Origin of the sequence: Trinickia symbiotica (assembly GCF_002934455.1) — a bacterium.
GTDB classification, from domain to species: Bacteria; Pseudomonadota; Gammaproteobacteria; order Burkholderiales; family Burkholderiaceae; genus Trinickia; species Trinickia symbiotica.
The window spans coordinates 1-23,605 of sequence record NZ_PTIR01000006.1; the positions used below are offsets into that span (position 1 = coordinate 1).

The following is a 23,605-nucleotide window of genomic DNA, read 5'->3' on the forward strand; positions in this document are numbered from 1 at the left end:
GCTAACCGCGTCAGAGCAAGATACGCCTCCGTGCTCACCCACATATCCAGACGTCGATCACCGTTGCCATCCTTGCCTGCCGTGTCGCGCCTTGCCCGATAAGCCGCTTGCCGTTGTGCCGTCGTTTGCGTCATCTCGTATCTCCCTCGTTACCCGGTAACTATCGATTCGAAACATGTTACCCGGTAACGCGAAATCTACCGATGTGTGGCAGATTTAGCGCTTACGCTCGACCGCATTCTTTCAAGCGATGTCGGGCCGACGATTGGCAGTACGACATGCGACGCTTGGCCTGCGCCGAAATGCACACGGTTCACCGCGACGCGTGGGGTGCGCGCCAGTGCGGGCGGCTCGCCGCTATTCGGGTTGACGTCGAAATGCGGGAAATTGCTGCTTGAAACATCAAGTCGAATCCGATGTCCGCGTTTGAATAGATTCGCCGTAGCGAACGGTTCGATTTTGATCGCGTAGACACGCCCTTTTTCCAGGGTACGTGGCTCCGTCCATGACTCATGAAAGCGGCAACGGAAGATTCCGTCGGTCAGGTTCATCGCGTAGCCATGCGGGTAATCTGCATTGGGAGGATAAACATCAATCAGCTTGGCAGTGAAGTCGGTATCAGGCGCATCCGAGGAAATCCATAGCTTGACGACGATGGGGCCGACCACGGCCACGTCTTCTTCGAGCGGCTCGGTCTGAAACACGAGAACGTCGGAGCGTGCCGAGAGCGGCATGCCCGGGTGCCGCGTACCGAAAAAGCGAGGGTCTTCACGCTGATCGAACGCGCCTCCCTCGAAAACCGGGGCGCCGGAAGTCAACGCGCCGCCGATCGTCGGCACCGGATTGGACGGATCGAACGCGTACGAGGTCTCAGCCGGCTGCGCATGTAATGCCTCATTCGATGCGGAAAGCGAACCACCAGCGGTTAGGTAAAACGGCGTAAAACGCGTGCCGGGGAGCGGCCATTGCGATGAATTCACCCAGCGTCCGCCGTGCTCCATGCGACCCTGCGGATTGCGCGCCCCACTGCCGCCGCCCATCACGAAGATGCGTGCGATGGCATCGGTGGATTCATGCGACGCCTCGCGCGGTTTCAGCCAGCGATCGAACCAGTCGGCGCGGAACGCCAGCCAGTCTTTCGCAATCTGGCCTTCGATAACCGCCTCGGGCCCGAATTCAACGTCGCCGCTATATGAAACGTTGCGGTCCCCGTGCAGCCACGGGCCCATGATCAGGTAGGTCGGGGCGCCGGCAGTGCCGGACAGCGCGGCGAAGTTATCGAGCGTGCTGCGCACATACGCGTCGTACCAGCTCGACATCAGTACCGTTGGCACGCGCGTCATGGTGTCGTAGTAGCCTTCGGCATAGATGCCGGGCTGTTTCCAGTAGTCGTCGAATACGTCGCGCGTCCACTGCTCGAACAGATAGTTCTCGTATTCCGGCACCGCCGCCAGCGGCGAGTGACCCGGCTGCCACGGGATTCGCGCAAACCATTCACGCAGATCGCGCGCGTTCAATGCCGCTGCAACAAGCGGATTCTCAGCTGCTGCGTTACTGTTCTTTGCACGGTTGAACGCCCACGTTGCCTGCTTCAGTTCAAAGGCGCCGCCCTGGCGAATGCCGCAGCGATAGCCGTTCGAGAAGCCGCCTGAGTCCAGCACCATGCACGCGAGCCCCGGCGGATTCAGGCAGGCCGCTGCAAGCTGAGTGTGGGCCGCGTACGACAGACCCATCGTGCCGACTTTGCCGTTCGACCAGGGCTGTTGGGTGATCCATTCGATCGTATCGAAGCCGTCCGGCCCTTCAGCGACATATTTTGTGAAGGTGCCCTCGGAGTGGTAGCGCCCGCGGCAGTCCTGCAGTACGACAGCGTAGCCGCGCGCGGCAAAATAGCGTGCGACATCGGCCCGATTCGCGGGCGGCTGGCCGTGGTGGGTTTCCGAGCGCGAGATATCGGATTTGCCATACGGAGTGCGTTCGAGAATCGTGGGCAACGGCGCATCAACGCCCACCCGGTAACCCGGGGGGAAGTACACATCGGTGGCAAGTCGCACACCATCGCGCATGGGCACCATGGCGTCGCTAAGCGGGTTCAGCGTCGAATCGGCGGGAAGCGCTCCGCTACGGAATGAAGCATCAGTCATGGTTGAGTCTCGATGAAGAGCAGCGAAGTGCGTTCAGCTTTGTTTGGACGGAAAATTACGCCGTTGCGCGCCGCCCAGTAGTCCACGGGAAAATAGAGCGGCACGATGCCGTAGTCGCCGAAGCCCGCGCGCGCGGCCTGTTGCAGCAGCTGGTTGCGCCGCGCTGGATCGAAGGTCGCCGCGGCTTCGCGCAACAACCGGTCGAGCGTCGGATTCGAATAGCGAGTGCGGTTGAAAGCGCCCGTGCCCGCCTCGCGCGAATAGCTTTCCAGCACGTTGGTCAGCCCGATCGCGGAATCGCTCGTCGTGTTGCCGAAACTGAAGACGAACGCGCTGTAGCTGCGTCGGGCGGCGGCGCCTGCATACACGTTGTACGGTTGCGTGACGACGTCGTTCACGGCGATACCGCCGCGCGCGAGCATCTGCCCCAGTGCTTGCCCAAGATCGCCGTCGCTTGCGAACCGGTCGTTCGACGAATGGATCGTTAGCCCGAAACCTTGGGGATAGCCGGCCGCGGCAAGGAGGCGTCGCGCGCCGACAGGGTCGTACTGCTCAGGTTGAAGCTGCGGGTCATAACCGCCCATACCTGGCGGCACGATCTGCGCGGCCGGTAGTCCCGCACCGTTGAGCAGATGCTGGGTGATCGCGTCGCGGTCGATCATCTTCGAGATTGCTTTGCGCACGCGCACGTCGCGCAGCGGATTGCGAGCGATTGTCGAGCCGTTGGCGGCAGTGACAAATGGAGAAGCATCGCGAGACGAATCGAGCGCGAGATAGATAACCCGTGCCGACGGGCCGGAAAAGAGCGTCACGTTTCGTTCGTGGCGCAGGCGATCGATCGTGACGGGGGGCACGTTGTCGATCAGGCTGACTGAGCCGGAGAGCAAGGCCGACAGTCGCGCCGCGTCATTCGACATGAAACGGATGGTGCACACGTCGAAAACGGGCTGCTTGCCCCAGTAATAGTCGTTACGCGCGAGCTCGAGCCGGTCGCCCGGAATCCAGCGGACGAGACGATAGGGGCCCGTGCCGACCGCGATCGCGGGCAGGCGGTAGTCGTCGCTCGCGTGACCCACCGTCGCGTGCTGCGACACGATATACACGAGCCCAACCTGCTCCACGAACGCTGGTGATGGCGTCTTTGTCACAATGCGTAGCGTTAGCGGGTCGACGACGTCCATGCGCTGTATATTGGCGACTGCGCCCGAAAACGGCGCGGGACTGTTCGGCACGGATCGCGCGCGGCGCAGCGAATACGCGACGTCGTCAGCGGTCATCGGCGAGCCGTCCGAGAAGCGCACGTTCGGGCGCAGCTGGAATTCCCACGTAAGCGGATCGACCGCGCGCCACGATACGGCAAGTCCCGGCCGGATCTGCAGGTTGTCGTCCTGTTCGATCAGCCGCTCGAACATGTTTTCGGCGATCTGCATATTGTTCTGCGTGCGCGAGAACAGCGGGTCGAGCGACGAAGGCTCGGAAGTGAGCGCCATCGTCAGCGAGCGAGCCTGCGCGACGGTGGACGCACTGGCAAGACCCAGCCCCCACACGAGTGCGATTGCCACAGAGTGTTTGAGGCCGCGTCCGTGCATGAATGAAATCACCGCGTTCATTGCGCCTCCACCAGATGACACGCGACCTGATGAGCGGTGCCGCTCGCGCGCAACATGGGGCGCTCGGTGCGGCAACGCTGCGTTGCATGGGGACAGCGTGGGTGAAAATGGCAGCCGTCGGGGGGCGCGAGCGGAGATGGAATTTCGCCTTGAATCGGCTCGAACTGCCGTTTGCGGTTCGAGAGGCGCGGCATCTGCGCAAGCAGCGCGATCGTGTACGGATGCCGCGGATTGGCGAACAGCTCGACGGTCGGCGCGGTTTCGACGATACGGCCGAGATACATGATGGCGACTCGATCGCTGATGTGCTCGACGACGCCCAGATCGTGGCTGATGAACAGGTAGGTAAGACCGAGATCGCGGCGCAGTTGCACGAACAAATTGATGATCTGCGCCTGGATCGACACATCGAGGGCCGCGATCGATTCGTCGCAGATCAGAAAATCTGGCTTGACCGCCAAGGCGCGACCGATACCGATGCGCTGACGTTGGCCGCCGGAAAACTGATGCGGGAAGCGCTCGCGGAAATCCGGATTCAGGCCAACGCGCTCCATCACGTCGACGACATAGGCATCCAGGTGCTTGCGCTCCACGAATCCGTGCACCAGCGGCGCCTCGCCAATGATGTCGCGCACCCGCTTGCGCGGATTGAGAGACGACAGCGGGTCCTGGAATATCATTTGGGTGGCGAGCCGATGACGCGCAGTGCGCTGTCCAGCGCGAGTCCCGTCATGCTCGCTGCGTGAGGCCGACGGCTCGGCGGTCTTCTCGATCGTGCGTATCGAGCCGCTCGACGGCGTCCCGATCCCGGCGAGCATCCGGCCGAGCGTCGATTTGCCACAGCCGGACTCGCCGACGAGACCGACCACTTCGCCGCGATGGATCGTCAGGCTGACATCATCGACTGCGTGGACGACCTGTTCCTCAGCGCGCGCGCCGAGCCAGCCGGCGATTCGCTCCGCGTAGTTCAGGCGACGAACGAAGCGGCGCGACACGTGGTCGACTTCGACCATCGGCACCATGACATGGGGTGCGTTCATGCGGGCGCTCCGGAACGTGGATGGAAACAACGGTACTGATGAATGCCATCGCCGCTGATGGGAGGCTCCGCGCTCCGGCAGAGCGCGGTGGCGTATTCGCAACGCGGCGCAAACGCGCAGCCTACCGGCAGCTGGAGCGCGCTTGGCGCGATACCCGGGATCTGTTTCAGCGGTTCGCCCCGCCGCGCCTTTTCGGGTAGGGAGGCGATCAGCCCGATCGTGTAAGGATGGCGCGGTCGTTCGAGAATATCGTCGACGCTGCCGGTCTCGACAACCCGGCCGGCGTACATCACGCATATCCGGTCAGCCAGCCCAGCGACCACCGCAAGATCGTGGCTCACCCAGACCATCGCCGTGTGGGAGTGGGCGCATAGTTTCTGCATTTCCGCGAGAATCTGCGCCTGGATTGTGACGTCGAGCGCAGTGGTCGGTTCGTCGGCAATGATCAGTTCCGGGTCGTGCAGCAGCGCGATCGCAATCGCCACGCGTTGTCGCATGCCGCCCGACAACTGATGTGGGTATGCGCGCAAGCGTTCGCCCGGCGACGGAATGCCGACCGACGCGAGGGCATCGTGCGCGCGTTGCCGCGCCTCGTGCTTCGATACGCGAGCGTGGGCCTGCACCGCCTCGATCATCTGCGTGTCAATGCGCAGAACCGGGTTCAGCGTCATCATCGGATCCTGAAAGATCATCGCGATGCGGTTGCCACGCAAGCGGCGAAGCGCTTCAGGCGTGAGCGTCGTCAGGTCTTCGCCTTTGAACAGCACGCGCCCGCCGACAATCCGTCCCGGTGCGTCGATCAACCCGAGCACGGAGAAGCCGGTAATCGATTTGCCTGAACCGGATTCGCCGACGAGGCCGACGATCTCGCCTGGCGCGACGTCGAAACTCGCGTCATCGACGGCCTTCGCAACGCCCGCACCGGTGAAGAAATAGGTGCGCAAATTCCGCACGGACAAGGTAGGAGTGGACATGCGAAATCCTATTTCTGCAGGCGCGGGTTCAATGCTTCGCGCAGACTGTCGCCGACGATATTCATGCTGAACACGAGCATGAGCAGCAATAGGCCAGGGAAAACACTGATCCAGTAAAAGCCTGCGATCAATTGCTGATAGCCGTTCGCGATCAGCAGACCCAGCGAGGGCTGCGTGACCGGCAGGCCGATGCCGAGAAAGCTCAAGGTCGCTTCGGCTGAAATGGCGGCGGCAATCTGTACAAGGGCAATCACAATGACGGGCGGAAGGCAGTTCGGCAGTAGCTGGCTGAACAACGCGCGGCGGTGGCTCAGGCCAAGGCACAGCGCGGCCTCCATGTACTCCTTGCGGCGTTCGACGGCGGCGACCGCTCGCACGGTGCGGGCAAAATAGGCCCACTGCACGACGACCAATGCGAGGATTACCTTGTCGATACCCTGGCCGAGAATGGCGAGCATCATCAGCGCGACGAGGATCGTGGGGAATCCGAGCATCAGATCCACGGCACGCATCACTAGGGTATCGACGTAGCGGCCGAAGTACGCGGCGACGAGACCGAGCGTGGTGCCCAGGGTCATCGCGAACACGCCGCTCAGCAGACCCACGCCAAGGCTGATACGCAGCCCGTACATCATTGCGGCGAGCATGTCGCGCCCGAGCGCATCGCTGCCAAGCAGATACAGATGACCGCTCGCTCCGCGCGCGCCGGGCGGAAGGCGGCCATCGACGATATTGAGCACGGCGAGATCATACGGATTCTGCGGCGCGATCCATGGCGCAAACAGCGCAATCACGACGAGAGCAAGACATACGCAGGTCGCGGCGGCGACGGCCGGCTTGCCGAACAGGCTGCGCAGCACGATGCCCAACGTCGTATTGCGATCTACGCGCCACGAAGGAACTGTTGTACTCGCTCTCATGCCGCCTCCAACCGCACGCGGGGATCCAGTAGCGAATAGATGACGTCGACGACAAGGTTGAGTAGCGTGAACATCGCGACCACGATAAGCAGATAGGCAACGATCACCGGTCGATCGAGCTTCGTGATGCTGTCGATGATCAGCTTGCCGACGCCTGGCCACGCGAAGATCGTCTCCGTTACGGTGGCGAATGCGATCAACGAGCCGAATTCCATTCCGACGACCGTGACGATTGGAATCAGGATGTTCTTGAGGACATGCACGAAGATCACACGCCGCTCGGGCAGGCCTTTGGCTCGGGCGAACTTCACGTAGTCGAGCGGCAGCGTTTCGCGGACCCCAGCGCGCGTGAGGCGCGTGACGAGCGACATCTTGAAAAGCGACAGATTGAGTGCCGGCAGCAGCAGGTGCCGCAGCCCATCCCACGTCGCGAGGCTGGTGTGGATACCGAACAGCACGCCAGGTTGACCGCGGCCGGCCGACGGCAGCCAGCCCAGCGTGACCGAAAAGATCAGCACGAGCATGATGCCTTGCCAGAAGTTCGGCAGGCTGAACCCTAGTGTCGAGCCCGTCATTACCGTGCGGTCGAGCACGGATCCGGCCCTCAGCCCGGCGATCAGGCCGAGCGGCAGACCGACTATTAGGGCAAGTACTAGCGCCACGAGCGCGAGCTCCAGCGTTGCAGGCAGACGTTCAAGAATGAGCTGAATCGACGGCTGGTTGAACACGAACGAGCGCCCGAGATCACCGTGCAGTGCTCGCCCGATGAAATGCAGATACTGTTGCCAGAGCGGCTGGTCAAGCCCGAGCGATTGCACGGCCTGGGCGACTTCGGCGGGCGTAGCGTCGGCCGGAACGAGAATCGCGATCGGGTCCCCGATGGCGAACACGCCGCAGAAGACCAGCAAGGACGTGAGCAGCAGCACGCCGACGCTCTGGATTAGCCGCCGGATGATGAAGGCGATCATTGCGTGTGAAACCTCAAATGATGAAAATGCGATGTGTTCCGGTGGCCCAAGCGGCACCGGGCTGTGCATCGCCACGATCATTCGACGGCAAAAAACTGTCCGCAACCTTATGTTGATCCGGCATAGCCCTATGCCGAACGTGAGATGAACCTTAAACAACTCGAGGCTTTTCTGGCGATTTCGACGCTGCATACGACGACGGCTGCCGCGCAGCGCTTAGGCTGCTCGCAGCCGGCGGTGAGCCGTCTTCTGAGCCAGTTGGAGGAGGATCTTGGCCTGAGCCTGTTCGTGCGCGAACAAGGCCGGCTGACGCCAACGCGTGAAGGCGATGCGCTCGTGCAGGAAGTGGAGACAATCGTCGAGGCGGCGCGCTGCCTCGAACGACATGCCAAGCAACTGCGACTGGCGGGTACCCAGCGTAAGCTCGTGCGCATCATGGTTCCGAATACCTTTGCCCAGTTTCTGCTGCCCGCTGTCACGCAGCGTTTCTACGAAACGCATCCCGACGCGGTATTGGAAGTGTTTTCGGGCACCTACGACGCTTCGGAGCGCGCCTTGCTGAGCCGCGAGATCGATCTGGCGTTCGTACGACTGCCGACGCGCCTCGCCGGCTTTTCAGTCAAGTGGCGGTTCGAGAGCGAATCGGTGTGTGTCATGCCGCGCTCGCACCCACTCGCCGGGAACGCGACCATTTCCCCAAGCGATCTGGACGGCGTGCCGCTCATCATGCTGTGGCGTCAGAGCGCGCTTCGGCATGAAGTGGACTCGGCGTTCCGCAGCGCGAGGGTGACACCGAATGTGGTCGCTGAGGTGCATTCGGTGAGTGTGGCGTGCGCGATGGCGGCACGCGGGGTTGGCGCGGCTATCGTCAACCGGCTGATCGCGCAATGCTGCGACGCGGAACAGTTCGTGATGAGGCCGTTCGTGCCGACGATCAGCTTCGAGACGGGGATAGCGTCCCCCGAAAACTATCCGATCAGCGGAACCTGCGATGCGTTTGCCGCTTTTCTTGCCGAAGCGCTGAAAGACCTTCACGCCCGGCGCGCGACTGGTCAATTGGAGTAGCAGCAGTTGCAATGGACGCGTATAGAAACGCTTCGCCGCTCGCCTGAAGAACATGATGAAACGTCGCGCCCGCAAGCTCATTCCATTTGCACGATAGCTTCCCCAAACCAATGACGCGGTGCCCTTGCCGAACCGAGGCTAACCTGTTCCCAACGCGTCGGGCTCTTGTAAACGGCCGCGGGCACTGAGCCGCTCGTATTCGGCGATCAATTGCGCGCCGAAGAGCAGCAGCGTGCCCAACGCCTCGAGACTGAGCAGCACGACGATCGCCGTCGTCATCGATCCATAGACGACGCTCACCTGCGACAAAGTCGCAAAATACCAAACGAGCACCCGACGCGTGATCTCCCAGAGCACCGCCGCCGCCACGGCTCCCATGACGGCGTGACGAAACGTGGTGCGTCCGGCCGGAATGACGATATAGATAGCGGTCAGCACCAATATCTCGCCGGCAAAGCCACCGAGGTAAAGGATGACCCGCGTTGGCCCCGTCAGCGATACTTCGTGGCCGAAAAGCACCACGCTATCGGACGCGACCGCCTGCAAGCTGCTCGTGACGAAGGTGATGAGCAGCACGCCGATGCCAAGCGAAAGGCTGAAACAATACGGCACGATCGCCGATATCAGGAAGTGGCGCCGCCGTATGACCACCCGATGCACGAAGATGATCGACAGCGCATTTTCGAGTACGGTGAACGCGAGAGAGCTGAAGAAAATCATCGTAATCACGAGGAACCAGCCCACCACCGCGCGATGCGCGAGGAAATTGGCGAGTTCGCCGACGATCGCTTTCGACTGCCCGGGAACCAGCCATTTCAGCAGCCGCTCGAGCGTATCGAGCAACAGTTCCTGACCGACCATATGACCCAATGCAATGGCCACGAGGATCAGTAGCGGTACGATCGAAAGTAACGAATAGTATGCAACCGCGCCCGCCAGAAGCAGGCCTTGGTTCTTTCGAAATGCTTTGAGCACTTGGACGATGAACCAGAAAGGATGATTGGCGACGAAGCGCAATGCACGCTTGCGCGCCTTCTTTTCCATCTGCTGCGAGTGCGTGGGCGCGATCATAGCGCTTTGGCAATCTGCTGATTTCCTTTGGCTCCCGCATTCCCATTGCCGTTGCCGGTCTCGTTCAGCATCGAGCGGGTGCGCAACACTTCGGCGCACGCGTCGGCCAGCGCAGCGAAGGAACCAATCGCCGGCTCCTTCACGGGGCCGGCCGCCTCCGGTTGAGTCTGTGCGCTGTGGCGCGCCGCATTACGGTCCTCGGCAAACGCAATCCCCATGACGAGATCTGGCGATAGCGCTTGAAGTCTGCTGACGAGGTTGCGCAGATGCGGCGGCGACTCGCGCCACTCCAGCGTCACAAGACAGACGACCTTGTCGCGGCTGATTCGCGCTTCCTCGCCGCGCCTGCGCAAGTACCGTTCGGCCGACACGGCAATGACCTCGATGCCGCGCCGCTGCAGCAATTGCACGAGGATCGTCGCGGCAAGGCCGTCGAACTCGCCGCGCCCCTTCACGCAGAGCACGGGGGCGCGTTCATCGGGCGCTTCGTGGGCGGTGTCGTTCAAGGGCCCACGGCGCGCCTCGGCCTTCGAGCGCTTGCGCGGCGCGACGGCCACGCTGGGGGAACCCGCCGGTGCTAGCTCGCCGATGACGCCTAGTGCCGCGGTGCGCACCGCAGTCAGCTGTCCGGGCGGGACCACGCCGCGCGCGACGTCGTCGCAGGCGAGCCTCAGGCATTCGAGCATGACTGTGTCGTACCAAGCCTCCAGAGACGTTTTTTCGAGCATCGTCGCTGCCTGAGCGAGCGCATCCGGGGCATCGTTGGCCAACAAACGCTGGTAAAGATTTTCGCCCGGTGTCAGGACTGGATGGTTACCGAACAGCACATCGAGGAAGGCGACGCGTTCGACGTGGCGCCCGAGCGTCACCAGACACAGCGTAAGAGGCGTGGACAGCAGGAGCCCCACGGGTCCCCATATCCAACCCCAGAAAATAGCGGCGATGATCACAGCGAACGGCGACAAGCCGGTGCTGTGGCCGTATAGCAGCGGCTCGACGAATTGGCCCGCGGCAAGCTCGACCGCCACGAACACGATGGCGGTCCAAATCATCATCCACCAGCTGGGACCGATGGCCGCGGCGAGGATGACGGCGAGGAGCGCCGCGATCCACGCGCCCACGTAAGGCACGAAGCGCAGCAAGGCGGTGATGACGCCGAACAGCAATGCCCCCGGCACGCCGATGAGCGCGAGACCAATGCTGATCAGCGTGCCGACGCTCGCGTTGACCGCCACTTGAACGAGGAAATAGCGGCTCAGGCGCCGCGCGGCCTCGTCCATCGCGGTCGTCGTGCGATGCAGGTCGCGCACGCCGAAAAGGCGAATGAGTCTATCGCGCAGATCTTCGCGCTGCAGCAGAATGAATATCGCGACCACAGCCACGATGCCCGCCGTCGCGAGCGGGCTCACCACCGGTGCCACGAAGCGCTGCACGAGCTGGAATGACGAAGGCCTGGGCTCCAGTACCTCGACGGGCATCGGCGGGCGGTCCGACGAGTTCGCCGACCGATCGTCGGTGCTCGGCGGTTCCGGGGTCCGCGCAATGTGCCTGAGCGCGGCGGTCGCCCGCCTCAGCAGAGCATCCGCGCGGCCGATCGTCTCTTCATGCAGCGTTTTCGCCTTGCGTTCCACCGCTGCCTCGTACCGCGGCAGATCCCCGGCCAATTGGGCGACCTGCGCGCCGATGAGGACGCTCGTCGCCGCTAACACACACAAAGCGACAAGTACGGCGGCAATGACGGATGGAACATGGCCCAAGCCCGCGCGCCGCAACGATGTTGCAAACGGCGCCAGTACGAAGCTCAGCAACACGGCCAGCGTGATCGGCATCAGCACCGCGCGCCCGAAATAGAGCGCGACGATCACCACGACGCCGGCGACCAGCGAAGTGAGTGCTCTGAGACCCGGCACCTCGGGCGGCGGGCCGCGGTCGCTGCTGCGCCGCGGCGGCAAAGGACCACTCATGATGAATGGGTAAAGCAAGCTCCATACCTGAGCGAATTCCGAGCCGCATTCGATGGCCGGGCAGCCGTTGCCAGACCATGTCGCGGCGCACGCTCATTTTGCGAGCTGCCTGAGAATCCTGCCAGTCTCGGCATCGGCGGGGAAAAACGCCTCCAGCGCAAGCTCGGAGAGCGTGATGTCACGCGGTGTGCCAAATACTGTCGTCGTCGAGATGAACGACAACAAGCCCTCTCCGGTGATGAACGTCAGCGGCACGAAGACGCCGTCATTGTCCACAGGCATCGTCGCTTGTGTCGCGTGAGCATTGCCGGCGATCGGAAACGCCGAAAGTTCATGCAGGAGCTCGGACAGCACGCCGTCACCGGTGACGGCGATCTGGCGCCGGAGCCGGTCCAAAAGATGAGCTCGCCACTCGGCAAGGTTGGCGATCCGCGGCGCGAGCCCCCTCGGGTGGAGGCAGAGTCGAAGCACGTTGACGGGGGATCGAGCAGCGCGCTGTCCTCGACTCCGGCTGTCATCAAGCTGAGTGCCGCATTGGCCGCGACGAGATGCCAGTGCCGGTCGACGGCCAGCGCCGGAAACGGCTCATGTCCTTTCAATACCATCGCAATCGCCTCGCTCACGGCTGCCATGGCCGGATCCTCGAGAGACCGCTCTTCATGGACGGGCGCAAAACCCGCTGCAAGCAACATGGCGTTGCGCTCGCGAAGCGGGACGTCCAAGCGCTCGGCCAGATGCAGCAGCATCTCCCGGCTCGGCGTTGCACGCCCACTTTCAAGGAAGCTGAGGTGTCGTTGAGAAGAAATAAAAGCCTACCTCGCCAACATCGACGATACCCTCGCTCCTATCGAAGGGCAGTTCATCATCCACGGAGGGGTTCGCACAGTGCTCGAAGGAGAGTGGACCGAAGACTTGATCGTGATTGCCTTTCCTGACCTCGCCCATGCTCGCGGTTGGTATGAATCGCCCGCTTATCAGCGCATCGTCGCATTTCGCACAGGAAATTCGTCCGGCGATGTCATTCTGATCGAGGGGGTCCCCCCCGACCACCAGGCAACGGACGTTCTGACCGGCGGCGCGCGGAGACGGGGTTAGTAACTATCGCTCGATATCGAAGCGCTATGGACGGCAGTTTGCCTCGATATGGCTTGCCGCATGTGTTCGCCATCAATACGTTGTCGGCCTATATTCTGACGGCGCTCATCGATCGGCCGAAGCGGCTCATCTATCTAAGCTCCGGCATGCATCACCATGCCGACGCGAACCTCGACGACATACTCTGGCGCAAGCGCCGCTGGAGCGGGTCTCAAGCCTATGCCGAAAGCAAGCTTCATGACGCAATGCTTGCTTTTGCCGTAGCGCGACACTGGGCCGATGTCCATTCGAATTCGCTCGAGCCCGGATGGGTGCCGACGAAGATGGGTGGCCCGGGCGCACCGGATGATATGAATCAAGCTCATCTGACCCAGGCTTGGCTTGCCGAGGGCAGCGATCCAGAGGCCGATGTCACTGGGGCCTATTTCTACCATCTGAAAAGGATGCGGCCGAATCCAGAGGCGCATGATCCCGCGCTGCAGGATCGTCTCATCGATATCTGCGCGGACATCTCCGGAGTGCCTTTTCCGGCCTAGTTGGGCACGTCGTGCCCGTCTCGCTCGAGCATCGAGCATGACGCCGCCGGCCGCAGTGCGGTCGGCGGCGTCCTTTCGTTGCCCATCACTGAGCCGCTTAGGCGAGCCATCCCTTGATGGTTTGACACATGGCTTCCGTCGAGATGCCATAACGCTCATGCAGCGTGGGTAACGCGCCCGCATCGAGAAACTCGTCGGGTAGGGCGATCTGACGGAACGTCGGCGTGACGCCCGCGCTCAGCAGTTCGCGCGCGACGGCTTCGCCGAGTCCGCCGATCACCGTATGATTTTCGGCAACCACGACCATGCGGCCGCTTCGCTTTGCCTCGCGCAGAATGGTGTCCGTATCGAGCGGCTTGATTGTCGGCACATGCAGCACGGCGACGTCCACATGATCGGCCTCGAGTGCCTTGGCGACTTCGAGCGAGCGCATCGTCAACATGCCGGAAGAGATCAGAAGGACATCGTTGCCGCCGCGCAGGAGCTTGGCTTTACCGAGCTCGAAGCGGTAGTCGTACTCGTCCAGCACCGCGGGAACGTTGCCGCGTAGAAGACGCGCGTAGACCGGCCCCTCGTGCGCAGCGATCGCGGGCACCATTTGCTCGATATCGAGCGCATCGCACGGATCGATCACCGTCATGTTCGGCATCGCGCGCATCAGTGCGAGATCCTCGGCTGCCTGATGGCTGGGACCGTAACCGGTCGTCAGGCCGGGCAGCGCGCAGACGATCTTCACGTCGAGGTTATCCTCGGCGATGGTTTGATGGATAAAGTCGTACGCGCGCCGCGTCGCGAACACCGCGTAAGTCGTCACGAAAGGTTGGGCACCTTCGTGCGCGAAGCCTGCCGCGGCGCCCATCAATAGCTGCTCGGCCATCCCCATCTGGTAATAGCGCTCGGGGAACGCCTTCGCGAAAATATGCAGGTCCGTGTATTTGCCGAGGTCGGCCGTCATGCCGATCACGTTCGCCTTCGTGCGCGCCAATTCCACTAGCGCGTGTCCGAACGGCGCCGAACGCGTGGCCTGTCCTTCCGCCGCGATCGACGCGATCATCGCGGACGTTTTCAGGCGCGGCTTTTTCTCGATGGTGCTCATGCTTGCCTCCCAGCTTCGAGTGCTTCGAGCGCGAGCTGCCACTCGTGCGCATCGACGCGGATGAAATGGTTCTTCTCGCGTTGTTCGAGGAACGGTACGCCGCGACCCATTTTCGTATCGCAGACGATGATGCGCGGTTGCGGCTTGGCGTGACCGCGCGCATTGTCGAACGCGCGCTTGACCGATTCGATGTCGTTGCCGTCCACGCGCTGCGTGTACCAGCCGAACGCTTCCATTTTTTCGACGAGCGGCTCGAACGCCATGATTTGCGTGGAAGGGCCATCGGCCTGCTGATTGTTGACGTCGACGATGGCGATAAGGTTGTCGAGCTTCCAGTGCGCGGCGGACATGATGCCTTCCCAGACCGCGCCTTCGTCGAGCTCGCCATCGGAGAAGAGGGTATAGACGAATGCGTCGGAACCCTTGCGCTTCAATCCCAGACAACGTCCGACCGCTATCGTGAGACCCTGGCCCAGCGACCCGCCGGACATCTCCATCCCGGGCGTATAGCTCGCCATGCCGGACATCGGAAGGCGGCTGTCGTCGCTCCCATAAGTTTCGAGTTCATCGGCAGGCAGAATGCCTGCTTCGAAGAGTGCCGCGTAAAGCGCGATCGCATAGTGACCATTCGACAGCAGGAAGCGGTCACGGCCTTCCCATTCGGGATCCTGCGGCCGATAACGCATTGCGCCGAAATAGGCGACGGCCAGGACATCGGCGATGTCGAGCGCCTGGCCGATATAGCCCTGGCCCTGGACTTCGCCCATCAGCAATGCATTCCTTCGGATCCGATACGCGCGCTCGGCGAGCGAGACGTCCTCGGAAATCGCTACGTTGTCCATCTAAGACTCCTTTGATATCGAAAGACTTTCGGCCTTTCAGCGGTTGACCGTTTTTGCAGGGACCAGGAACACGAGCAGCGCGCCCAGCGCCACGGCCAGCGAAATGAAGATGAGGCCGGCGGTCGATTTGCCCGTCAGGTCGTTGAGCCAGCCGACGATGGCCGGCGAGAAGAAGCCGGCGAGATTGGCAAAGCAATTGACGGCCGCGATGCCGGCGGCAGCCGATACGCCGCCGAGCATGGCCGTCGGGAGCGACCAGAACTGCGACGACGAGGCGAGGATGCCGGCCGAGGCGATGCTGAGGCACACGATCGATGCGCCGACGCTGCCAAGCAGCGGTAACGTCGCGAAGCCGGCCACCGAGACGAGCATCGGAATCGCGAGGTGAAAGCGCCGTTCGCGCAGACGATCGGCGCTCATGCCGATCAGCGGCAAAGCGACGATCGCGCAGAGATAGGGGATCGCCGTAAAGATGCCGACCCACAGCGCATCGGATACGCCAGCCTTGCGGATGATGGTCGGCAGCCAGAACGTCAAGCCGTACTGACCCAGCACCACGCAGAAATAAATGGCGGCCAGCAGCCACAAGCGGCGATCGCCGATGAATGCCTTGATCGAAGCATGCGCGGTCTTGTGCGCGTTGTCGCCCTCGACGTTGCGTGCGAGCAATCTTTTTTCCGCGTCGTCGAGCCATTTCGCGCTGGCGATACCGTCGTCGAGATAGAGCAGAATCGCGATACCGAGCACGAGCGACGGCAAAGCTTCGAGAAGGAAAAGCCACTTCCATCCGGCCATGGACATGGCGCCCTGCAGCGAATGCAAGATCCATCCGGAGAGTGGCCCGCCGAGTATCCCCGCGAGCGGAATCGCCATGAAGAAGATCGACAATGCCTTGGCGCGGCGCGCGCTCGGATACCAGTACGTCAAATAAAGAATCACGCCAGGCGCAAAGCCCGCCTCCGCGACACCAAGCAGGAAGCGAAGGGCATAGAAGGCCGTTGGCGATTTGACGAATATGAAGCTCGCGGAGATGACCGCCCATGTCAGCATGATCCGCGCGAGCCACTTGCGCGCGCCGACCTTGTGAAGAATGACGTTGCTCGGCACCTCGAACAGGAAGTAGCCGAGAAAAAATATTCCCGCGCCCATTCCGTAGATGGTTTCGCTGAACCGCAAGTCGTTCAGCATCTGCAATTTCGCGAAGCCCACGTTCACGCGATCAAGATAGGCGCCGAGGTAGCAGAGCATCAGGAATGGAATGATCCTGCGGCTGACCTTCGCGTAGGTTCGTGCCTCGAAGCTCGGCGAGTCGCCGCGAGCGATCGCATCGTCCGCGGTGGGGGACACTGGGTAGGTGGATTTCATTGTTGTCTCCTGTTGGCTGCGGGCTGTCCGCCGCGGGTGCTCCCGCGCGGTGACCGCGAGCCCTATGCCCGTGTTGATCCGGGTTTCGGTCATGAATGCCGCGCGAGCGCGGCCGCGTCTTCAGTGAATCAGCATGCCGCCATTGACGTCGAGCGTGATGCCGGTCAGGTAGGTCGAGAGGTCGCTGACAAGGAAGAGGCACGCGTTGGCCACGTCGGCTGCGTCGCCGAGCCGGCCGAGCGGGATGCCCTTGATAATCTCGGCGCGCATGTCCGGCGTGAGCTTATCGCCGGTGATGTCCGTCTGGATCAGGCCTGGCGTGATCGAGTTGACGCGAATGCGATTCGGGCCGAACTCGCGGGCCATCGCTTTCGCGAGTCCGAGCACGCCCGCTTTGGCGGCACTGTAGTGAGGCCCGCCGAAGATCCCACCACCACGTTGCGCGGACACCGACGACATGCAAACGATGCTGCCGCCGTTCTGCTCTTTCATGATCGGGATGACGGCTTGCGACATGTAGAGCGTGCCGCGCAGATTGACGTCGACGATGGCATCGAAATCCTCGCCGCCGATCTCGAGCGTGCGCACGGGCTGCGTGATGCCGGCGTTGTTGATGAGTCCATCGATTCGGCCGTACCGTTCGAGCGTCGCACGGACGGCGGATGAGCAAGCCGTCTTATCGGTCACATTGCAGGCGAGTCCGAGATGCCCGTTGCCGAGATCCGCGGCCGCCGCTTCCGCATCTTCCTTCCGCAAGTCGATCACTACCACCTGCGCGCCTTGGGCGGCCAACGCTTTTGCCGTTGCCTTGCCGATGCCGCGGGGCGAGGCGGCGCCGGTGACCATGATGACCTTCTTCTCGAGCAACATCGGTTGTCTCCTGAGTGTTGATTGATGCCCGTAGTGTTGGCCGAAGGGGCAACCGAAACAACGCGGAAACGCTCAACAATGGCTGAGAAAAATTCAAGTGAAGCGCGGCTGCGCCGCGCGAGACCGATGAAATCCGAGCTTTCCCCGACGAGAAAAGCCCTAACGGCCAGGGCTGCGGATTCATCGATGTGAAGGGGAAGGGGCGCTAAGGCTTTGCGGATGCCTCGCGCTCCATCCAGGCGAGAAAGCGTTCGACGCGTGGCAGGTCGGCATTTTGATTCGGGTAAACGAGATGGTGCGCGCCCACCTCGACCGCGTACGTCTCATCGAACACGGGAACCAGTAAACCTTCCTTGATCTTCACGGACGCGAGCATGAGGCTCTCCAGCGCGATGCCCAGGCCGAGCGCTGCTGTCTCGATCGACATGTACGAGCGATCGAACGAAAAGTCGAACGTTTTCTGCACCGCGGCAACCCCGGTCCTGCCGAACCACTGCTTCCATTGCACGAGCGGCGTCTCTGAGTAGATCAGGCGATGGGCGAGCAGATCAGCCGGCGTTCGGACCGGATGCTGCTCGAGATAGGCTGGGGAAGCAAGCGGCGCGATGTACTCGCCGCGGATCGTCCTGACTTCCAGATTGCTCCAGTTGCCGTATCCGTGACGGATGTCGACGTCGTAATAGCCGCTCGAAAACGAAATGTCCTCGTACGAGCAGGCGAGATTGAGCTGAATGTCGCCGTTGGCCTCCTGGAACGACGAAAGGCGGGGCAGCAGCCACATCAGACCGAAGCTCGGGCTCGAGTGCACGCGCAAGATGTCGACTTCCTTGCGGCTCGAGGCTCGCTCCGTGGCTCGACTGAGGTCGGCCAGCGAGCCCGTCACATCCGAGAGATAGCGTTCGCCGGTCGGCGTCAGCACGAGTCCGCGCCCCGAGCGCTGGAACAACGGCTGACCGATGATCGATTCGAGATTGCTCAATTGGTGGCTCACCGCCGACGCAGTCAAGCCGAGCTCCTCGGCCGCGCGATTGACGCTTTTCGTTCTGGCGACGCTTTCGAACGCGATGATGGCCTTGAGCGGTGGGATACGCATCGTGAAATTTTTTTCAGTCGCAGTTGAAGAAAACCGCATTGCTTCCGCGCGGTCGTGGCTGCCATTCTGTCGACAAGCGCACGAGCTTCGAGCAACAAGCCACTGAAGCGATCGTGCGGGCGGGAAGCTTCTTCGGCATCCGCCCTATACCGAATGACGCAGCGCACAACTGCGCAGGAGACATCGATGCATTATCCGTTTTTCCCTTCCGCGGCGCGAACGGTGCCGCACAAAAAAATCTAGACGGGCCGGCCCACGCGGTGCGCGTCGCCTTCCGCGACGGAAGACGGAGCTTGGCTCGCCGCTGTGCCGTTCCTGTCCCCGCTCACACATATCGCGCGACCTCGCACCTCGATGCATGAGGCTCGCCAATCATCCCGTCGGGAGAGTCGAGATGGCTCCACAGCCTTACCTGTTATCCGCGCGCTCGATCGTGAAGAGCTTTGGCCCGACGACTGTATTGAAGGGCTTCGACCTCTCCATCGCCCAAGGCGAGGTGCACGCTTTTCTCGGCGGAAACGGCGCTGGCAAATCGACTTTCATCAAGATCGTCTCGGGCCAGCATGAGCGCGATGCGGGCACGATCGAGTTCGATGGGGAAACGGTCGGTGCTTCCGTAGCCGCATATGTCGATGCGGGGGCCATCGCGGTCGTGAACCAGGAATTGGCGCTGCTGCCGCATCTGTCGGTCGCGGAAAACATCGCGATTCCACGCTTGCGGCGTGCGACGCGCAGCTATAGCGAGCGTGCTTCGGAGGCGATCGCAATCGAAGCACTGTCGCTGATCGACCCGCATTTCGCACGCGAATCGGTCGGGCGTCTCGTCGGCGACCTGACGTTGCATGAGCGGCAACTCGTCGAGATCGCGCGGGCGCTCGGCTCGGGCGCCAAGCTGCTGCTGCTCGACGAGCCGACTGCGAACCTGACCGCCGCGGAGACAGGCCGACTCTTTGCCGTCATCCGCCGGCTTGTAGTCGGCACGGGGCTGGCCGTCCTGTTCGTCTCACACAGAATGCGCGAAATCCGTCAGATCGCCGACGTCTGCACGATCATCCGCGACGGCAAGACTGCGATCGACCGCGTTGCGCTCAACGCGATCACGGATCGCGAGATCGTCGAATGCATGGGACAGAGCACAGCGGCGGAAGACCATGTGGGGGCGGCGAGCGACGGCGGCGTCCCCCGGGCGATGCCAAAGGAAACGAGTGCGGCGCAAGGCGAAGTCATCGCCATCCATCACGCGGGTATCGGCCTGACGATCCGGCCGGGAACGATCGTGGGACTCGCAGGGGCGCCGACAGGCCCTGCCGCGCTGATCGATGCATTGACCGGGCTTTCTGCTCAGCAGACTTGGGACGTCAAGCGCAATGACGCTCCGGTGAAATACAGGAGCCCCGCGGCGGCAGCGCGCGCCGGAATCGGCTTCGTATCGGGCGATCGCTCGAACAAGGGCATCCTCGCAACGTTGCCGATTATCGACAACCTCATGGCGGCGCGGCGCATCGTCGAAGGGCGAGGTGTCGCGCGCAACGACGAACTGGCCGAGGGCACGCGGCTGATCGAAGCCTTGAACATACGGGCGCGCTCGCTCTGGGACTTGCCTTCTACATTGAGCGGCGGCACGCAGCAAAAGCTGCTCATTGCCCGCTGGCTCGCGCTCAAGCCCAAGCTGCTCGTGCTCGAGGAGCCGACGCGTGGCGTGGACATCCGCACCAAACGCGAAATCTACGCGTTGATTCGAAAGATGGCGGAGCAAGGGACCGCCGTGATCTGGTGGTCGACGGAATACATCGAATTGGCCGAACTCTGCGAGACGGTGCTCGCATTCGATCTCGATGGAAAGCCGACATGCGTGCTGCGCGATGCGCAAGTGAATGAAGCCGCGCTCGCGAACGCCACGGGCATGGCCGCCTGAATAAAGCGCGCGATGCGCCGCGAGCATGCATTTCCCTATGGAGACAATGATGAAGTCAGTTACCCAACCGATCACGACCGAACCCGTTAAAGCCGGCGGCTGGCTCCGCCGCTCACTGTCGACATACCGTACGGAAATCGCGATCGCGATCGCCATCGTCATCGTCGAGCTGGCCGTCGGTATGGTGGTCCCGGCAGCGTTGTCGGGCGGCAATATCGCGAACGTCACGCAGGCGGCGGCGCCGCTCGTCATCATGTCCTTCGGCGTGCTGCTCGTCATCATTACGGGCGGTATCGACCTTTCCGTCGGCTCCGTGTTTTCGTTGACGGGCATGGTGACAGGGCTCGCAATGGCGCACGGATACGGCGCGATCGCAAGCAGCGCGGCGGGGCTTTCCGTCGGCGTCGTCATCGGCTTGGTCAACGGTGCGCTCGTCACCTTCGTCGGACTCGCGCCGTTCGTCGTGACGTTGAGCACTTACGCGATTGCTGGGAGTCTGTCGTTCATCGTCACGAATGGCAATTCGCTGCCGATCTCCGATCCGAACTACTGGTTGCTGAACTCGGGCGCGCTCGTTCCCGGGCTGCCGAACTATCTGCTCTGGTGCGGGCTTCTGCTCGTCGCGATCGAGCTTTGCTTGCGCAAGGTCGTGGCTGGCCGTTGGCTCTATGCCGTCGGCAGCAGCAGTTCCTCTGCGCGCGTTATAGGCATTCCCGTCAATCGCGTTCGGCTGACGGCCTATCTGCTGTCAGGGCTGCTGGCGTCTTTCGCGGGCATCGTCAGCGTCTCGTACGTCAGCAATGCGGAAGCGACGGCAGGGTCGAGCCTGATGTTGCAGGCCATTGCCGCTGTCGTGATCGGCGGCGCAAGCCTCTTCGGCGGCACGGGCTCCGCAATAGGCGCGCTGCTTGGCTCGCTGATGATCACGATCATTCAGAACGGCGCAAACCTGATCGGTGTGAACAGCTTCTGGCAAGGCACCGTCACAGGGATCGTCATTCTCATCGCGGTGCTGGTCGACCGCATCACCAAGGCACGGCGCTAAAGCCGCATCAACGAGGTACAAGGAGACAAGCATGAGCATCACGACTACGAACCAAGCCGGCCAATTGGGAAAGCCGTGGGGAAGGATGATCGCGGCAACGCTACTGATTGCTTCCGCCGCGTTATCGCAAACGTGTTTCGCGCAGGCGAAGCAGACAGTGGCCTATATCGCGCCGTCATTGGATATCTCGTACTGGCAGTGGGTGGCATACGGCGTGAAGCAGCGCGCTCAGGAACTCGGTATGAATTATGTCGAATTCACATCGGAGAACTCGCCCGCGAAGCAGATGGACAACGTCCATACCGCTTTGACGCGCGGGGTGAGCGCGATCGTCATGGGGCCCGTCAGTTCCACCAGCACGCCGCCCGTGCTGCGCCTGCTGAAGGAGAAATCCGTGCCGATCGCGTTCGCGGGAATTGGGCCGCAGGCCGGACAAACGGACTTCACGTCGGCCGTTACGGCGAACAACTATGAAACGGGCAAGGCGGAAGGCGCTTACGCTTGCAAATTGGCGAAGGCGCGCGGCGGCAACAAGATCGCCATGCTGTCGCTGCCGTTGGATCGCGAGAACGCGCAGAAGTACATGAAGGGGGCGCAGGAGGCGTTCAAGGCCGATGGTTGCGATCTCGTTCAAGTACTGCAGACGCACGGGCTGACCGTCAACGAGGCGATCTCGCAAGCTAACGACGTTCTCACGGCGCACCCGGATGTGAAAGCGATTTACGGTATGTACGATGAAGCCGCAATCGGTGCGGCCAAGGCACTGCAAACGAGAGGTCTCACAGGAAAGGTGGCCGTCGTGACCGCCGATGGCAGCCCGACGACGATCCACCTGCTGCGCGATGGTTCGATTCAGGGCATCTTCCTTCAAGAAGCGGTCGGACAGGGTATCGATGCGACGACGCAGGTCTTCAATGCGCTGAACCACAAGGCGACCACGCAAGAACTTGCTTTGAAGGAGCCGCTCGTCACGCAGGAGACGATTGATCAACCGGATGCGCAGGCTAAGCTCAAGCGAGTCTACCCGCCCGCGGCCGGCAGCTATTGATGCTTTCGCCGGATGAATATGAATTGACGAGATTGGAGACACCCGTGGACAACCTGCCCATCATCGACCCGCATCACCATCTTTATGATCTCGAGACCGGAAACTACCCGTGGTTGCAGGGGCCGATGCTCGAGCGCGTGTTCGGCGATTATTCGGCGATACGCAAAGACTATTTGATCGAAGACTTCCTGGCCGACATCAAGAATCAGAACGTGGTGAAGACCGTTCACCTGCAGGTGGAGTACGACCATAACGATCCTGTCGCGGAGACGCGATGGCTGCAGAGTGTGGCGGACAAGCATGGCTACCCGCACGGCATCGTAGCCTTCGCGGACCTCGCTTCGGAGAATGTGCAAGCGGTGATCGAGGCGCACTGCGAGTTTCCGAACGTGCGAGGCATTCGCCAATGCCTGAATTTTCATCGGGATCCGGTCAAAACCTTCATCGACAACCCGCATCTGATGAGCGACAGCCGCTGGCGGCGCGGGTACGCATTGCTCGAGCGCTATGACCTGTCGTTCGATTTGCAGCTCTATTACACACAAATGGAAGAGGCGGTCGCGCTCGCGCGCGCTTTTCCGAACACGACGATCGTGCTCAACCACACGGGCATGCCGGTCGATCGCGCACCCGAGGAAATCGAAGCGTGGAAGCGGAGCATGAAGCTGCTCGCATCAGCGCCCAACGTCTCATGCAAGATCTCGGGGCTGGGGATGGGCGACTGGAAATGGACCGTCGACAGTATTCGCCCATTCGTGCTGCACGCGATCGAGGCGTTCGGCGTGCAGCGCTGCATGTTCGCGAGCAACTTCCCCGTCGACAAGCTTTTCAGCAGCTATGACGACATATTCAACGCGTTCAAGTCCATTACGAAGGGCTTCTCGCCGAAGGAACGGAGCGCGCTGTTTCACGACAATGCCGAGCGTGTTTACCGTCTCTGACCG

20 protein-coding genes and 1 pseudogene are annotated in these 23,605 nt (G+C 62.1%); 7 read left to right on the forward strand and 14 right to left on the reverse strand.

Going from position 1 to position 23,605, the window contains the following annotated elements; all coding sequences use genetic code 11:
- Window positions 1-197 precede the first annotated feature (197 nt).
- The 6 genes from B0G57_RS10625 to B0G57_RS10650 are packed head-to-tail and all read right to left on the reverse strand — an operon-like array spanning window position 198 to window position 7,656.
- Entirely contained in the window at window positions 198-2,144 is a 1,947-nt protein-coding gene (locus tag B0G57_RS10625; RefSeq protein ID WP_018443579.1) for a CocE/NonD family hydrolase, read from the reverse strand.
- Window positions 2,141-3,754 carry an ABC transporter substrate-binding protein gene (locus B0G57_RS10630; RefSeq protein ID WP_018443578.1) on the reverse strand — a complete coding sequence of 538 codons (1,614 nt, stop codon included), beginning with the start codon at window positions 3,752-3,754 and terminating at the stop codon, window positions 2,141-2,143. The genes B0G57_RS10625 and B0G57_RS10630 overlap by 4 nt, the downstream gene beginning before the upstream one ends.
- The gene (locus B0G57_RS10635) at window positions 3,751-4,794 is read right to left on the reverse strand and encodes an ABC transporter ATP-binding protein (RefSeq protein WP_026230208.1); all 1,044 of its coding nucleotides are present in this window, start codon (window positions 4,792-4,794) and stop codon (window positions 3,751-3,753) included. Before B0G57_RS10635 ends, B0G57_RS10630 begins: the two co-directional genes overlap by 4 nt.
- A complete protein-coding gene (locus B0G57_RS10640) occupies window positions 4,791-5,768 on the reverse strand; it encodes an ABC transporter ATP-binding protein (RefSeq protein WP_026230207.1) in 978 nt (325 codons plus the stop codon). Before B0G57_RS10640 ends, B0G57_RS10635 begins: the two co-directional genes overlap by 4 nt.
- An 8-nt stretch (window positions 5,769-5,776) precedes the next feature.
- On the reverse strand, window positions 5,777-6,688 hold the full coding sequence (locus B0G57_RS10645) for an ABC transporter permease (RefSeq protein WP_018443575.1): 912 nt from the start codon (window positions 6,686-6,688) through the stop codon (window positions 5,777-5,779).
- Complete coding sequence (locus B0G57_RS10650) at window positions 6,685-7,656, reverse strand: ABC transporter permease (protein WP_018443574.1); 972 nt, start codon at window positions 7,654-7,656, stop codon at window positions 6,685-6,687. Before B0G57_RS10650 ends, B0G57_RS10645 begins: the two co-directional genes overlap by 4 nt.
- A gap of 144 nt (window positions 7,657-7,800) precedes the next feature.
- Between B0G57_RS10650 and B0G57_RS10655 the strand changes: the two genes are divergently transcribed.
- Window positions 7,801-8,721 (forward strand): LysR family transcriptional regulator, encoded by a 921-nt coding sequence (locus B0G57_RS10655; RefSeq protein ID WP_018443573.1) that lies wholly within the window; start codon window positions 7,801-7,803, stop codon window positions 8,719-8,721.
- Between the two features lie 138 nt (window positions 8,722-8,859).
- Here B0G57_RS10655 and B0G57_RS10660 read toward each other — a convergent pair whose 3' ends face one another.
- From B0G57_RS10660 to B0G57_RS32345, 3 genes and pseudogenes are all read right to left on the reverse strand, one after another.
- Window positions 8,860-9,792: a YihY/virulence factor BrkB family protein gene (locus B0G57_RS10660; RefSeq protein ID WP_018443572.1), complete on the reverse strand. Its 933-nt coding sequence runs from the start codon at window positions 9,790-9,792 to the stop codon at window positions 8,860-8,862.
- The gene (locus B0G57_RS10665) at window positions 9,789-11,756 is read right to left on the reverse strand and encodes an AI-2E family transporter (protein WP_018443571.1); all 1,968 of its coding nucleotides are present in this window, start codon (window positions 11,754-11,756) and stop codon (window positions 9,789-9,791) included. Before B0G57_RS10665 ends, B0G57_RS10660 begins: the two co-directional genes overlap by 4 nt.
- A 93-nt stretch (window positions 11,757-11,849) precedes the next feature.
- Window positions 11,850-12,556 (reverse strand): annotated as a pseudogene (locus B0G57_RS32345) (helix-turn-helix domain-containing protein); the annotation flags it as partial.
- A gap of 46 nt (window positions 12,557-12,602) precedes the next feature.
- On the opposite strand from B0G57_RS32345, the gene B0G57_RS10675 reads away from it, so the two are divergent.
- Both B0G57_RS10675 and B0G57_RS10680 read left to right on the forward strand, forming a co-directional pair.
- Complete coding sequence (locus B0G57_RS10675) at window positions 12,603-12,851, forward strand: DUF1330 domain-containing protein (RefSeq protein WP_399278140.1); 249 nt, start codon at window positions 12,603-12,605, stop codon at window positions 12,849-12,851.
- Between the two features lie 26 nt (window positions 12,852-12,877).
- A complete protein-coding gene (locus B0G57_RS10680; RefSeq protein WP_018443568.1) occupies window positions 12,878-13,387 on the forward strand; it encodes a Rossmann-fold NAD(P)-binding domain-containing protein in 510 nt (169 codons plus the stop codon).
- Between the two features lie 97 nt (window positions 13,388-13,484).
- Here B0G57_RS10680 and B0G57_RS10685 read toward each other — a convergent pair whose 3' ends face one another.
- The 5 genes from B0G57_RS10685 to B0G57_RS10705 form a co-directional block, all read right to left on the reverse strand.
- Window positions 13,485-14,483: a transketolase family protein gene (locus B0G57_RS10685; RefSeq protein WP_018443566.1), complete on the reverse strand. Its 999-nt coding sequence runs from the start codon at window positions 14,481-14,483 to the stop codon at window positions 13,485-13,487.
- Window positions 14,480-15,325 (reverse strand): transketolase, encoded by an 846-nt coding sequence (locus B0G57_RS10690; RefSeq protein WP_018443565.1) that lies wholly within the window; start codon window positions 15,323-15,325, stop codon window positions 14,480-14,482. The genes B0G57_RS10685 and B0G57_RS10690 overlap by 4 nt, the downstream gene beginning before the upstream one ends.
- Window positions 15,326-15,361: 36 nt before the next feature.
- Complete coding sequence (locus B0G57_RS10695) at window positions 15,362-16,690, reverse strand: MFS transporter (protein ID WP_026230205.1); 1,329 nt, start codon at window positions 16,688-16,690, stop codon at window positions 15,362-15,364.
- Between the two features lie 120 nt (window positions 16,691-16,810).
- The gene (locus B0G57_RS10700) at window positions 16,811-17,560 is read right to left on the reverse strand and encodes an SDR family NAD(P)-dependent oxidoreductase (RefSeq protein ID WP_018443563.1); all 750 of its coding nucleotides are present in this window, start codon (window positions 17,558-17,560) and stop codon (window positions 16,811-16,813) included.
- Between the two features lie 205 nt (window positions 17,561-17,765).
- Window positions 17,766-18,653 carry a LysR substrate-binding domain-containing protein gene (locus tag B0G57_RS10705; RefSeq protein WP_026230204.1) on the reverse strand — a complete coding sequence of 296 codons (888 nt, stop codon included), beginning with the start codon at window positions 18,651-18,653 and terminating at the stop codon, window positions 17,766-17,768.
- A gap of 394 nt (window positions 18,654-19,047) precedes the next feature.
- Here B0G57_RS10705 and B0G57_RS10710 point away from each other — a divergent pair, with 394 nt between their 5' ends.
- The 4 genes from B0G57_RS10710 to B0G57_RS10725 are packed head-to-tail and all read left to right on the forward strand — an operon-like array spanning window position 19,048 to window position 23,602.
- Window positions 19,048-20,568: a sugar ABC transporter ATP-binding protein gene (locus tag B0G57_RS10710; RefSeq protein ID WP_026230203.1), complete on the forward strand. Its 1,521-nt coding sequence runs from the start codon at window positions 19,048-19,050 to the stop codon at window positions 20,566-20,568.
- Between the two features lie 46 nt (window positions 20,569-20,614).
- Window positions 20,615-21,613, forward strand: coding sequence for an ABC transporter permease (locus B0G57_RS10715; protein WP_020566530.1), 999 nt, complete (start codon window positions 20,615-20,617; stop codon window positions 21,611-21,613).
- A gap of 31 nt (window positions 21,614-21,644) precedes the next feature.
- On the forward strand, window positions 21,645-22,661 hold the full coding sequence (locus B0G57_RS10720; RefSeq protein ID WP_018443559.1) for a substrate-binding domain-containing protein: 1,017 nt from the start codon (window positions 21,645-21,647) through the stop codon (window positions 22,659-22,661).
- Window positions 22,662-22,714: 53 nt separating this feature from the next.
- Window positions 22,715-23,602: an amidohydrolase family protein gene (locus B0G57_RS10725; RefSeq protein WP_199189633.1), complete on the forward strand. Its 888-nt coding sequence runs from the start codon at window positions 22,715-22,717 to the stop codon at window positions 23,600-23,602.
- The last annotated feature ends 3 nt before the right edge of the window (window positions 23,603-23,605 follow it).

Bases quoted from the DNA above. Each gene is read 5' to 3' on its own strand.
- B0G57_RS10625 (WP_018443579.1), bottom strand. From the start codon at position 2,144: ATGACTGATGCTTCATTCCGTAGCGGAGCGCTTCCCGCCGATTCGACG.
- B0G57_RS10630 (WP_018443578.1), bottom strand. From the start codon at position 3,754: ATGAACGCGGTGATTTCATTCATGCACGGACGCGGCCTCAAACACTCT.
- B0G57_RS10635 (WP_026230208.1), bottom strand. From the start codon at position 4,794: ATGAACGCACCCCATGTCATGGTGCCGATGGTCGAAGTCGACCACGTG.
- B0G57_RS10640 (WP_026230207.1), bottom strand. From the start codon at position 5,768: ATGTCCACTCCTACCTTGTCCGTGCGGAATTTGCGCACCTATTTCTTC.
- B0G57_RS10645 (WP_018443575.1), bottom strand. From the start codon at position 6,688: ATGAGAGCGAGTACAACAGTTCCTTCGTGGCGCGTAGATCGCAATACG.
- B0G57_RS10650 (WP_018443574.1), bottom strand. From the start codon at position 7,656: ATGATCGCCTTCATCATCCGGCGGCTAATCCAGAGCGTCGGCGTGCTG.
- B0G57_RS10655 (WP_018443573.1), top strand. From the start codon at position 7,801: ATGAACCTTAAACAACTCGAGGCTTTTCTGGCGATTTCGACGCTGCAT.
- B0G57_RS10660 (WP_018443572.1), bottom strand. From the start codon at position 9,792: ATGATCGCGCCCACGCACTCGCAGCAGATGGAAAAGAAGGCGCGCAAG.
- B0G57_RS10665 (WP_018443571.1), bottom strand. From the start codon at position 11,756: ATGAGTGGTCCTTTGCCGCCGCGGCGCAGCAGCGACCGCGGCCCGCCG.
- B0G57_RS10680 (WP_018443568.1), top strand. From the start codon at position 12,878: ATGGACGGCAGTTTGCCTCGATATGGCTTGCCGCATGTGTTCGCCATC.
- B0G57_RS10685 (WP_018443566.1), bottom strand. From the start codon at position 14,483: ATGAGCACCATCGAGAAAAAGCCGCGCCTGAAAACGTCCGCGATGATC.
- B0G57_RS10690 (WP_018443565.1), bottom strand. From the start codon at position 15,325: ATGGACAACGTAGCGATTTCCGAGGACGTCTCGCTCGCCGAGCGCGCG.
- B0G57_RS10695 (WP_026230205.1), bottom strand. From the start codon at position 16,690: ATGAAATCCACCTACCCAGTGTCCCCCACCGCGGACGATGCGATCGCT.
- B0G57_RS10700 (WP_018443563.1), bottom strand. From the start codon at position 17,560: ATGTTGCTCGAGAAGAAGGTCATCATGGTCACCGGCGCCGCCTCGCCC.
- B0G57_RS10705 (WP_026230204.1), bottom strand. From the start codon at position 18,653: ATGCGTATCCCACCGCTCAAGGCCATCATCGCGTTCGAAAGCGTCGCC.
- B0G57_RS10710 (WP_026230203.1), top strand. From the start codon at position 19,048: ATGGCTCCACAGCCTTACCTGTTATCCGCGCGCTCGATCGTGAAGAGC.
- B0G57_RS10715 (WP_020566530.1), top strand. From the start codon at position 20,615: ATGATGAAGTCAGTTACCCAACCGATCACGACCGAACCCGTTAAAGCC.
- B0G57_RS10720 (WP_018443559.1), top strand. From the start codon at position 21,645: ATGAGCATCACGACTACGAACCAAGCCGGCCAATTGGGAAAGCCGTGG.